The organism is Ideonella sp. B508-1 (genome assembly GCF_000333615.1).
In the GTDB taxonomy this organism is placed as follows: Bacteria; Pseudomonadota; Gammaproteobacteria; order Burkholderiales; family Burkholderiaceae_C; genus Ideonella.
Genome location: NZ_BADL01000006.1, coordinates 1 through 9,657, shown reverse-complemented (window position 1 = coordinate 9,657; position 9,657 = coordinate 1). Strand labels below are relative to the sequence as shown.

At 66.4% G+C, this 9,657-nt stretch carries 20 protein-coding genes; all 20 read left to right on the top strand.

Annotated elements, in window-relative coordinates:
- Positions 1–63 precede the first annotated feature (63 nt).
- Entirely contained in the window at positions 64–939 is an 876-nt protein-coding gene (locus I73_RS00450; protein WP_022978814.1) for an ArdC family protein, read from the top strand.
- Positions 940–982: 43 nt separating this feature from the next.
- Positions 983–1,225 (top strand): hypothetical protein, encoded by a 243-nt coding sequence (locus tag I73_RS00445; protein WP_022978813.1) that lies wholly within the window; start codon positions 983–985, stop codon positions 1,223–1,225.
- Positions 1,226–1,241: 16 nt separating this feature from the next.
- Positions 1,242–1,478, top strand: coding sequence for a hypothetical protein (locus I73_RS00440; protein WP_022978812.1), 237 nt, complete (start codon positions 1,242–1,244; stop codon positions 1,476–1,478).
- Positions 1,479–1,487: 9 nt separating this feature from the next.
- Positions 1,488–1,673, top strand: coding sequence for a hypothetical protein (locus I73_RS00435; protein ID WP_022978811.1), 186 nt, complete (start codon positions 1,488–1,490; stop codon positions 1,671–1,673).
- A 46-nt stretch (positions 1,674–1,719) separates the two neighbouring features.
- Positions 1,720–2,319 (top strand): hypothetical protein, encoded by a 600-nt coding sequence (locus tag I73_RS00430; protein WP_148289636.1) that lies wholly within the window; start codon positions 1,720–1,722, stop codon positions 2,317–2,319.
- 3 nt (positions 2,320–2,322) lie between these two features.
- On the top strand, positions 2,323–2,544 hold the full coding sequence (locus I73_RS00425; RefSeq protein ID WP_022978809.1) for a hypothetical protein: 222 nt from the start codon (positions 2,323–2,325) through the stop codon (positions 2,542–2,544).
- Between the two features lie 8 nt (positions 2,545–2,552).
- Positions 2,553–2,879 carry a hypothetical protein gene (locus tag I73_RS25125; RefSeq protein ID WP_022978808.1) on the top strand — a complete coding sequence of 109 codons (327 nt, stop codon included), beginning with the start codon at positions 2,553–2,555 and terminating at the stop codon, positions 2,877–2,879.
- Between the two features lie 117 nt (positions 2,880–2,996).
- Positions 2,997–4,031 (top strand): DNA primase, encoded by a 1,035-nt coding sequence (locus tag I73_RS25120; protein ID WP_051048876.1) that lies wholly within the window; start codon positions 2,997–2,999, stop codon positions 4,029–4,031.
- Positions 4,032–4,083: 52 nt separating this feature from the next.
- Entirely contained in the window at positions 4,084–4,509 is a 426-nt protein-coding gene (locus I73_RS00410; RefSeq protein ID WP_026096132.1) for a hypothetical protein, read from the top strand.
- Positions 4,510–5,195: 686 nt separating this feature from the next.
- Positions 5,196–5,453, top strand: a complete 258-nt coding sequence (locus I73_RS00405) for a hypothetical protein (protein ID WP_022978806.1) — start codon at positions 5,196–5,198, stop codon at positions 5,451–5,453.
- A gap of 4 nt (positions 5,454–5,457) precedes the next feature.
- Complete coding sequence (locus I73_RS00400; RefSeq protein ID WP_148289635.1) at positions 5,458–5,673, top strand: hypothetical protein; 216 nt, start codon at positions 5,458–5,460, stop codon at positions 5,671–5,673.
- A 4-nt stretch (positions 5,674–5,677) separates the two neighbouring features.
- Positions 5,678–5,905 carry a hypothetical protein gene (locus I73_RS00395; RefSeq protein WP_022978804.1) on the top strand — a complete coding sequence of 76 codons (228 nt, stop codon included), beginning with the start codon at positions 5,678–5,680 and terminating at the stop codon, positions 5,903–5,905.
- A gap of 28 nt (positions 5,906–5,933) precedes the next feature.
- Positions 5,934–6,356: a single-stranded DNA-binding protein gene (locus tag I73_RS00390; protein ID WP_022978803.1), complete on the top strand. Its 423-nt coding sequence runs from the start codon at positions 5,934–5,936 to the stop codon at positions 6,354–6,356.
- Between the two features lie 71 nt (positions 6,357–6,427).
- On the top strand, positions 6,428–6,892 hold the full coding sequence (locus tag I73_RS00385) for a hypothetical protein (RefSeq protein WP_022978802.1): 465 nt from the start codon (positions 6,428–6,430) through the stop codon (positions 6,890–6,892).
- A 37-nt stretch (positions 6,893–6,929) separates the two neighbouring features.
- Positions 6,930–7,193 (top strand): hypothetical protein, encoded by a 264-nt coding sequence (locus I73_RS00380; RefSeq protein ID WP_199899014.1) that lies wholly within the window; start codon positions 6,930–6,932, stop codon positions 7,191–7,193.
- 5 nt (positions 7,194–7,198) lie between these two features.
- Positions 7,199–7,474, top strand: coding sequence for a hypothetical protein (locus I73_RS00375; protein WP_040499333.1), 276 nt, complete (start codon positions 7,199–7,201; stop codon positions 7,472–7,474).
- A gap of 10 nt (positions 7,475–7,484) precedes the next feature.
- Positions 7,485–7,976 carry a hypothetical protein gene (locus I73_RS25115; protein ID WP_022978799.1) on the top strand — a complete coding sequence of 164 codons (492 nt, stop codon included), beginning with the start codon at positions 7,485–7,487 and terminating at the stop codon, positions 7,974–7,976.
- Entirely contained in the window at positions 7,973–8,302 is a 330-nt protein-coding gene (locus I73_RS00365; RefSeq protein WP_148289634.1) for a hypothetical protein, read from the top strand. The genes I73_RS25115 and I73_RS00365 overlap by 4 nt, the downstream gene beginning before the upstream one ends.
- A 799-nt stretch (positions 8,303–9,101) precedes the next feature.
- The gene (locus tag I73_RS34745; RefSeq protein WP_199899013.1) at positions 9,102–9,308 is read left to right on the top strand and encodes a TrfB-related DNA-binding protein; all 207 of its coding nucleotides are present in this window, start codon (positions 9,102–9,104) and stop codon (positions 9,306–9,308) included.
- Positions 9,309–9,369: 61 nt separating this feature from the next.
- Positions 9,370–9,657: hypothetical protein (locus I73_RS25110; protein WP_040499330.1), on the top strand; the 288-nt coding region annotated here is incomplete at its 3' end.

The window sequence follows — 9,657 nt, the reverse complement described above, 5'->3', positions numbered from 1 at the left end:
GCGCATTAATTTACCCATGTTGAAACGATGAGGCAGACGCCTCGGACCTGAGAGGAAAGCGACATGGACATCCGCAGAGAAATCACCAACACCATCATCGCCATGCTGGAGCAGGGCGCGGGCGAATGGCAGTGCCCGTGGCAGTCGGTGGCCGCTCGCGGCATGCCTCGCAACTTCACGACCAGCCGGGCCTATACCGGCGTGAATGTCCTGCTGCTGTGGAATGCAGCCCAACAACGCGGCTACGAGCGCAACGAGTGGCTGACCTTCAACCAGGCGCGCGACATCGGCGCCAAGGTGCGCAAGGGCGCCAAGGGCGTCATGTGCATCTTCTACAAGATGGTCGAGCGCAGCGCCAAGACCGAAGCCGGCGACGACGAGGGCGACGGCGGCATGGTGCCGATGCTCAAGCCGTTTTGGGTGTTCAACGTGGCCGACATCGAGGGCCTTCCCGAACAGCCCGCCCCGGTGGTCCGCGAGTTCCAGCCGGTCGAAGAAGGCGAGTTCATCCTGAAGGCTTCCGGCGCGCAGATCGAGCACGGCGGCAACCGCGCCTGCTACAGCCCGGCCGCCGACCTGATCCGCCTGCCGCGCCCGGAGCAGTTCAAGGCGCCGGCCGACTACTACGCGACCGCGCTGCACGAGCTGGTGCACTGGACGGGCCACGAGTCCCGCCTGTCGCGCGAGTACGGCAAGCGCTTCGGCGACGAGGCCTACGCCTTCGAGGAACTGGTGGCCGAGCTGGGCAGCGCCTTCGTCCTGGCAGACCTCGGGCTGACTCAGTACACGCTGGAGGGCCACGCCAGCTACGTGCAGTCGTGGCTGAAGGTGCTGAAGAACGACAAGACCGCGATCTTCACCGCCGCCAAGGCCGCGAGCGCAGCCCATGCGCTGATCGTGAGCCACGCAGGCCACGAGGGTGAGGAAGCCGGGGCGTAAGCCCCTTTTCCAGACAGACCGGCACGCAAGAGAGGCAACGACCGTGAAGTCGAACGCGACAACCCCGAACCAGGGCGAACACCTGATCGCCTACGCCTACCCGAGCAGCCCGCGCGCGTGCCGCCTCAAGCGCGGCAAGGCCGGCTGCTACGTGGTGCAGACCGCGAGCCAGGAAACGCCCCTGGCCACGTATCCCGATGCGCTGGCACTGGCGCAGAGCCTGGGCACCGCGCCGCAGCGCTGGAGCATGGATCACCCGCTGAACGCGCGTTTCCTCAACCACTGAGCAGGGAGAAGCCACCATGAGCCGCAACATCCTGGGCCTTCATGCCCTCGTCCTGCACGCCGACTTCCCGGCGAACACGCCCGAGCGCGCCGCGTTCCGGGCTCACTTGGTGAACGTGGCCCGCGCGCTGCGCGAAATCGAGCACACCGAAGACGGCGAGCCCAAGCCCGACGCCGAGGCGAGCGCGATCCCCGCCTGTCTGGCCGGCTTCAAGGGCTTCGCGCCGATGAGCGACGCCGGCAGCACGCACTGAACGCGCGCGATGGCCAAGACCCGCAAGGCATCCAGCTCGGCCAGGCCCAAGGGCTGGCACTGCGCCGGATGCAACGAGTACCACGAGGACAGCCGCGAGCGCCTGGAGGCCTCGCCGGGTCGCTGGCTGTGCTGGCCGAAGTACGACAAAGAGCTGCAAGACAAGCTCGCCAAGGCCCGCGACACGCAGGCCTGACCTGCAAGACCGATCAACGAGCAAACCGAAGAAGGAGCACCAGGGCATGACCGGAAACCATCAACACTGCCAGCACCTGCGACCGATGACCACCGCCGAAGCGGCGCAGGCCATGGCCAAGCTCGCCGAGCTGGCCACCAAAGGCAAGCCGCTGGCCCTGGGCCTGTGGAATGGCACGCTGACCGGCACGGAAAGCGGCAACGTCTACCAGGGCGAACACGTCTCGGTGTTCACGGATGAAACGCTGTTTGCCCCGTTCGGCCCGCAGGGCGATCAGGCCGGCGAGGCCGGCGCCGCGCTGCTGGTCCTGGCGGCCCGGCACGCGGCTGGCTTCGCGCAGGCTTTGCCTGAGAACTTCAAGCCCGGCCTGCTGGCCGGGCTGTGCCGGCCGATCATCGACGGGTACGCGGCCGAGAAATCCGCCCTCGATGACGACATGGTGCCGCACTTGGTGGCCCTGGCCGACGAGGCCGAAGGCATCCAGGCGATGGAACGCGAGCTGCTGCGCGCTCACGCTGCGCTGCGCACCGTGCTGTCGGTGTTCGACTGCAACGGCAACCGCGACCCGGAGCGCAACCCGCTGGAGTCTGCCGCGCTGCGCGCCGTCTACGACGCGCTGGGCATGCGCTGGCCGGTGGAGGTTTGAGCTGTGGCCGCCTACCGCGAGGCGGTCCAGTGGATCGCCGACAACGACTCGGCGGGCGACACGCCCGCCACCATGACCTGGGCCGAGGCCTTCGCCGGCGTGGACGGACTGGTGACGGTCTGCCTCGTGGCCGATGTCTTCGGCAAGGACCAGGACACCGTAGCCGCCGACGTGCTGCGCGCGCGCGGCTTCCAGAAACCGCGCGGCAAGGCCGCGAACTCGTGAGGCTCACCATGTCCCAGCACATCTATCCGAGCACCTACCAGGGCCAGCCCATCACCATCATGATGAGCTGGGACCGGCCCTCGCAGGGCTTCTTCATGGTCATCGAGCTGGAGGAAGTCGAAGGCCTCATCTACAGCAATCTCGACGACCCGAAGCTGATCCCGTTCGGCGGCCTGCCCGACAGCCTGGAGCACTTCAGCGAGAAGCTGGACGAGCTGGGCCTGTCGGTGCCCCAGGCCATGATCGAGCAGATCGAGCAGGACGCCGCCGCGAACGTCGGCAATCGGCACGTCCTCTACGACCAGGCCGGCAACATCGTCCCGCCTGGCCATTGAGGCCAAGCGCGCGCGGCTGCCTGCGGCCGCCGCGCCAAGCGGCCGGCGCCGTGGGCGCCGGTGCCAGGAACCAGGCCCGCGAAAATCGCGGGCAGACCACGCAAGGGAATGAGTCCAGTGCTTCGCAACGAAACGGCCGCGCCTGTCGGCGCTGAAGACGCCCGCCAGGGCGGCCAGCCGGCCGCCCAAGGCGAGCAGATCCACGCGCTGCTGGCTGACGCCGCAGCGCACTACCGCGACGCGCTGCGCGCCTCGCCCCAGGCTGTTCGCTACCTTGCAAGCCGCGGCATCGGCGGCGCCATCGCGGCGCGCTTCGGCCTGGGCTTCGCCCGGCCGAAGTGGCGCGACCTCGGCCCGGTGCTGGAGCGACACAGCGAAGAGGCCGCCCAGGCCTGCGGCCTGCTGGCAGGCAGCGGCGAAGGCGACGACGCCAGCCGCTTCGACCGCTTCCGCGACCGAGTGATGTTCCCGATCCGCAACCGCGCCGGCCAGGTGGCCGGCTTCGGCGGCCGCGTGATCGACGGCAGGGAAGACCCGAAGTACCTGAACTCGCCCGAGGGCGTGACGTTCAAGAAGCGCGAGCTGCTGTACGGGCTCTACGAGGCCCAGGAAGCGATCCAGGCGCAAGGGGTGGCCGTGGTGGTCGAAGGCTATCTGGACGTGGTGTCGGCCGCCCAGGCGGGCTTTCTGCCCGTCGTGGGCACCCTCGGGACGGCTTGCAGTTCGGGGCAGATCGCAGAGCTGATGACGCTGACCAGGCGCATCGTGTTCTGCTTCGACGGGGATGCCGCTGGGCGCCGGGCCGCTGCGCGCGCCCTTGAAATCGTCGTTCCGTTCATCGACCAGGGCTGCGCGTTCGACTTCGTGTTTCTGCCGGAGGGCGAAGACCCGGATTCATTCGTGCGCGTGCATGGCCTGGAGGGCTTCCAAACCGCCCTGAACGGCGCTACGCCGGTTCAAGCCTTCGTGATCGAACACGTCTCCGCTGACTGCGACATGCAGTACGCCGAGGGGCGTTCGCTGTGCGCGCATCGAGCGAAGCCCTTGTGGCTGGCAATGCCGGAAGGGCCTGTGCGTGCCGCTCTGCTGGACTACTGCGCCAAGCTGCTGAAGTTCACTGAAGCGGAGCTGCTGGACCTCTGGCGCGCGTGACCAGCGTCAGTTCTTTCGTCAACCACCACGAAGCTATAGCAAGGAGGCTCGTTTGGACATACTTGGACTTCGCATCAAGACAGTTGCCGCCGCCCTTCGAGATGAGGCGCTGAGCCGAGAGTACGGCGCGCAAAACGGCCGCGTGGCCGGCGCCCAGGGCTTGCGTCAGCGGATGACTCCCGGCATGTGGGTCTTGCGGGATATGTGCAAGGGCATCCCGAGCTGCCTTCCTCTGGTAGACGAAGAGCGGGCTCGGTTCTGCGAACACGTCCTGAGCTACCTCCCCAACTTGATGCATCTCGACGCTAGCACCGATGCGTCTTTCGGGGCCTCGCCTGCCCTCAAGCTGGCACTGCTTGGAAAGCGTGCTCGTTATCCCAAGGGCAACCTGACGGATGCCCACTTCGAGGCCGCCGAGCGTGGCGACATAGAGGCTGCGCTGTATATCGTGGCCGTGATCTTCAGCGAAGCAACCTGAGTCCATAGGCTTCCTGCACAGCCAAGACGTGGGCGATCCCCTGCGGGTCGGGCTTTCGTGCAAGCACCGAGCCGCACAAGCGCGTCTCGGCCCTTTGGGCTTCAATCCCTATCGCCTTCGCGGCCTGGCGGCCGCTGCGCGCTGCGCTTGCCGGGGCGCCTGAGCGGCGCCCCTGAAGTGGCCTGCGGCGAGAGTTTCGCGCGCGAAACCAGCCCCTGACGGCTGGCCAGCGAGCTGGCCGGGGAGGGCGGTGGCGTGCCCAGGTCGGGGCGTTGAATCCGCTTCGCGCGGGTGTTGCACCGCCTGCCCCTCGCCAATTCCCGGTGGACGTTGCCCTACGGCCTGGCTTCCTCGGTCAAGGGCCGCTTCGCTTCGATCCTCACCCGGTCCACTCGCTGCGCTCGCGGCATGCGGCTTCCGGTCGATCCCTTGACCGCGCCAGGCCTTCGTGCCCCGCACCACCAGGCGACGGGCATACGGTGCAACACAGGGAGAGCCGCGCGCTCCGCTGGCGTTGGTGGCGTGCCCAGGCTGCATCAGCCAGAAGGACAAGTGGCCTCGCCGGCCGGGCAGGCTCGGGGCTCCGGTACGCCCGAAAAAGGCTGTCGTTTTTCTGTGTCAAGCTATTGACGGTAAATAGCTTGCGCAGTAGAATAGAGCCTAGATTGAACGAAGACGGACGCGACATGACCACCACCCTGAAGCCCCTGACGATGCGCCCCGGCACTGTGTGCCCGGCGTACCTGTTCGGCGCGGAAGTCAAGGCGGCTGATGGGCGCGTGCTGGCTTCGTTTGGAACGCATGGCCAAGCGTTTCGGGCGCTGGCCGTCGCTGAACAGCGCGGCATGTTCAGCGACTGGATGGCCTCGATGTCCACCGAGGACATGCAGAAGGTCAAGGCGGTCAATGCCTACCTGGCAGGCTGCACCGAGTACGAGGCCTGAAGCCATGCAGCGACATCACTACCGAGCACGGAAGCTGCGATTGCAGCGGCTGATCGCCAAGGCTCAGGCGCGGGTCCAAGAGCTGGCCGCGCACGAGGACACAAGTGCGGTGGGCAAGCGGGTACGCACGATGGCGGCACGCACGCTGGCACGGCATCAGAAGAGCCTGGCTGCGCTGGTGGAGCTGTACGGCGCGAAGTTCAACGACAACGAGGGCTGACCCAATGACGACCAAAGCGACGCCCCAGCGCGCAGCGCGACGGCTCAACGATCACCACGAGCGCATCGGCGCGGGCTTCTACGGTTCCACCGGCCTGGTCGGCCGATTCTTCAGCGCTCGCGTCAAGGCAGGCACGCTGCAAGTCACCCCGGACTTCGGCGATTCCTGGCAGGACGTGGACCTGACCAAGCACACCTTCTGCGACCACAACGGCCGCACCATCCACATCTGACCATCAACCCCAGCAAGGAGAGCAGACCATGAGCGGCATCAACGAATTCATCATCGACGGCAACGTGACCAAGGACGTGGAGCTGCGCTACACGCCCCGGGGCACGCCGGTTGCGACCTACACGGTGGCCGTGGATGACGTGACGGGCTCCGGCGACGACCGCCGCGAAGACACGGACTACATCCCCGTGACGACCTACGGCCGCCAGGCCGAGAACGATGCCAAGTACCTCAAGAAAGGTTCGGGCGTGACGGTCATGGGCAAGATCAAGAGCTGGTACAAGCCCGAGCAGAAGAAGGGCGGCTTCAACTTCGAGGCCAAGCGCGTGATCTATCGCGGCAAGCCCTCGGCAACGCCCAAGAGCGTCGATTCCGCCCCGGAAGACGACTGGCTGAAGGACTACGACAACGCCGAGCAGCAGGGCGGCCACGCCCCCCGCTCGCGTTCGTGAAGCGCTGCCCCTGCGGCGCCTGGTGAGCAGACCGGCGCCGACAGGCCAAGACCCTGACCAGGCACAACACCATGAAGACCGCGACCAACACCCAGGCCACCGACCCGCAGCCGCTGATTGCCAGCCTGCTGGAATACGCAGAGCGATTCGCCGACCTCAACGGCGAGCCGACCAACGGCGACTGCCGGCGCACCATCGCAGCCGCGCAGGCCTTCCTGGCCCCGGCGCCGAAGCCTGGCGAGGCCGGCGCCTACTACCCCGAGCTGGGCGAGGACGCGCCGGATCGCCTGTTCCACGCCGAGCACAACTTTCGGTCCAGCTACAGCCTGTGCTGGAAGGCCGAACACGACGCGCCCGCGCGCGCCAAGCTGCGCGAACTCAACATCAGACCCGGCCACATCAGCCGGCGCGAGCCCGGCGAATGGCTGCAAGCCACCCGGCTCGGTGGCGATGTCTTCGCCTGCCTCATCACTTCGGCCGCACACAAGAAGCTGCGGGACGCCGGCGTGATGGCCTCCCGGATGCTGCTGGACTGACTCGGCCGTGGCAGCGAACAGATCCAGCCGCGCCGACGTGCGCAATCCGCTGATGGCGCTCCCCAGCGCCCGCCTGGTGGACGGGCTGGGAGACGACGCGCGGGAAGCGCTGCGCTCGATCCTGCTGGACATCAGACAGGACGCCAGGACGCGGGCTGAAGCCTGCTGGCGAGCCCACAAAGGCCCGATGGCGCTGTATTGGAAAGTGGTGTCGGTGTACGCCGGCCACATCGCCCGCCTGCTTCGCCAGGCTGAAGTGCGCGCGCGGCAAGCCACGCGCGAGAAACGGGGGACATGGTGAGGGGTTTGCAGAGGCAACTAGGGGCGCTGTTCCGGCCAGAGCCCGCGAAGCGCGGCGATCCGCACCGCAAGGCCCGCGAGCTGGCCAAGCCGCTGGCCAAGCGCCTCGGGGTCGAGGTGGAGCGCCTGGAAGGCTCGGGCTTCAACGTGTGGCCGCCTCGGGGGCTCCAGGCCGGAGCTGATCCCTTCGAGGGGGACCACTACGCGGCGGACTGGTCGGAGGTGCTGAAGATGGTCCAAGCCTACGAGAAGGCCAGCACACCGGCCGAGTCGGGCGACTGAGGGCCACGCCGTGCCTATCAAGCCTGAAAACCGCCACCGCTACCCGCCAGACTGGCCGGACATCCGTGCGGCCGTGCTGGAGCGAGCTGGGCACCGCTGCGAGCGGTGCAAGGCGCCAGACAGGCAGCGCATCGCCCGGGGCGGGGGCGACGACGAAGGCACATACATGCTGGACACGGCCGAGGTGTTCGACGCCGAAACCGGCGAACGGCTCGGCCAGATCCACATGGCGAGCTACCAAGTCAAGCGCATGACCCTGGTAGTGTTGACAGTGGCCCACTTGGACCACCAGCCCGAGAATTGCCAGATGGCGAACTTGCGCGCGTGGTGCCAGCGATGCCACCTGGCGCACGACAGGGAGCACCACAAGCGCTCGGCCTGGCTGACTCGCCGGGCGCGGTCGGGGACACCTGACTTGTTCGGCATGATGGAGGGGCAAGACTCGGAAAGTACGGAGCCGGCGCTTTCGGCTCCAGAAGAAGGCATCAGGGACAAAACATGAAGAAGGCAATTGGACTCACGTTGATCGGTGGCGGCTGCTGCGCAATGGCCCTCGCGGGCGGACAGGCCTTGCAGGCCTACCTTTTCGACATCCAGGGCGGCCCGGTGATGACCGCCATGCTTCGCGCTCTGATTGCGATGCTCTGCGCCTGGGTGCTGTTCGTGATGGGCGTGCGCCTTCTCGCCCGCCTGGCCAACCACGACGCCGAGGCGCGCGAGCTGCTGGCCGCGGTGCTGGGCGTCTTCCGCATGGTGCCGGTGCCCGAGAGCGTGCGCCGCGCTGCGGCGAAGGTGGCTGGCCTCGATGTGGTCAGCGGCTTCGAGTGAAGGCCACGCGGGCGCGCGCGCCCAGCTCCAAGCAATCACCCAGGCGGGCGCTCCCGTCCTGCGGCCGGCGTGCTCTGCGCGAAGCCGCACCTGGCTGGTCGAGGTTCTGCGGCTGGTGTTACCGCACAACGCGGGTCGGCACTGACGGTCGCAACCTGCTCTGCACCTTCTGTGGTCATTGAGCCAAGGCGTCGAAGTCCTGGCTTCGGATGATCGAGGGCTACTGACCTAAATAGGCCGCTTTGTTCATCACCGAAACAAGGCGAGCAGCAACAGGACCGACACGGCGAGCAGCAGAAGGAATATCAGGGGCCAAGGTAGCGACCTACGCCCAGCTATACGTTCGATCTTCTCTTGGTACGCACGCAGTGGCTGCGGTGGAGGCGGAAAAGTTGCTGATGGTGCTGTGGTTTGTGTAGGAATGGTGGCTGCCTTGGCCTGGGACGGGTGCGCGGGAAAGGCCGCATCACCTGCTAGGTGGGTGTCCTCACACGATTGGCACATGGCGATGTCGCCATACCGCTGCCGGTGATTGGGCTGAAAGCACCACTTCCTGCGCGACTCAGAAATCTTGAAACCACACTTCCCGCAGTACGAGTCGTGAAGTCTGCCGTATCCGCCTTTTCTTCCCATTCCGAACTCACTTAAGCGGCGACAAGGCCGGTGGTCATAGGCGCCACTTTACTTCGCGGAGCGGCTGAAGCTCGACCACGACATGAGCGCCCGCAACTCGCACTTGGCCGGGCTGTAAGCGGCTGCATTGTTGCTCGGGTGGTCTGCGGGCGATATCATCATCGCCATGACGATGACAGAAGGCCAATTTGATTTCATTGCGCGACTGATCCGCTGCAAGGACCCAGCCAGGCAGGGGGCCAAGCTGGTTCTCGTCCACGAGGTGCCGAACGCCGAAGCGGCTAGGTCTGTGCAAACGACACCCCAGGCGGTGCATCGAGCAGCCAAACGGGTAGCCGAAGAACACAACGAGGCGCGGCGCCTTTACAAGTAGCGCTTTCATCAACGTCTAGGAGTTGATATAATTGGGCCATCAACAGAGCAAGGAAACTGCCATGAGCAACCAGCAGATGAGCATTCGCCAAGCCGCCCGTTGGGCTGACCGCGAGGATTGCGTATACCGCGTCCAAGACGGCCAGCCTGACTACATGGCCGCTGCCGTTGACATCGGGACGAACATGGTTCTTTGCATGGGGTTCGGCGACAAAGCCTATGACTTCAAGCAAGCCCATCCCGAGTTGCCCATTCGTGTCTACACCATGGACGAGGTGCTGCAGGGCATGGACGAGGAAGACGGCGAGCGCAACTGCATTCCCGGCGCGCGGACGCCGATGCTCCCTGCA

Excerpts from the sequence above, each read along its gene's own strand:
- I73_RS00405 (WP_022978806.1), top strand. The coding sequence starts at position 5,196 with ATGACCACCACCCTGAAGCCCCTGACGATGCGCCCCGGCACTGTGTGC.
- I73_RS00430 (WP_148289636.1), top strand. The coding sequence starts at position 1,720 with ATGACCGGAAACCATCAACACTGCCAGCACCTGCGACCGATGACCACC.
- I73_RS00435 (WP_022978811.1), top strand. The coding sequence starts at position 1,488 with ATGGCCAAGACCCGCAAGGCATCCAGCTCGGCCAGGCCCAAGGGCTGG.
- I73_RS00395 (WP_022978804.1), top strand. The coding sequence starts at position 5,678 with ATGACGACCAAAGCGACGCCCCAGCGCGCAGCGCGACGGCTCAACGAT.
- I73_RS00400 (WP_148289635.1), top strand. The coding sequence starts at position 5,458 with ATGCAGCGACATCACTACCGAGCACGGAAGCTGCGATTGCAGCGGCTG.
- I73_RS00385 (WP_022978802.1), top strand. The coding sequence starts at position 6,428 with ATGAAGACCGCGACCAACACCCAGGCCACCGACCCGCAGCCGCTGATT.
- I73_RS00365 (WP_148289634.1), top strand. The coding sequence starts at position 7,973 with ATGAAGAAGGCAATTGGACTCACGTTGATCGGTGGCGGCTGCTGCGCA.
- I73_RS34745 (WP_199899013.1), top strand. The coding sequence starts at position 9,102 with ATGACGATGACAGAAGGCCAATTTGATTTCATTGCGCGACTGATCCGC.
- I73_RS25125 (WP_022978808.1), top strand. The coding sequence starts at position 2,553 with ATGTCCCAGCACATCTATCCGAGCACCTACCAGGGCCAGCCCATCACC.
- I73_RS00450 (WP_022978814.1), top strand. The coding sequence starts at position 64 with ATGGACATCCGCAGAGAAATCACCAACACCATCATCGCCATGCTGGAG.
- I73_RS00390 (WP_022978803.1), top strand. The coding sequence starts at position 5,934 with ATGAGCGGCATCAACGAATTCATCATCGACGGCAACGTGACCAAGGAC.
- I73_RS00440 (WP_022978812.1), top strand. The coding sequence starts at position 1,242 with ATGAGCCGCAACATCCTGGGCCTTCATGCCCTCGTCCTGCACGCCGAC.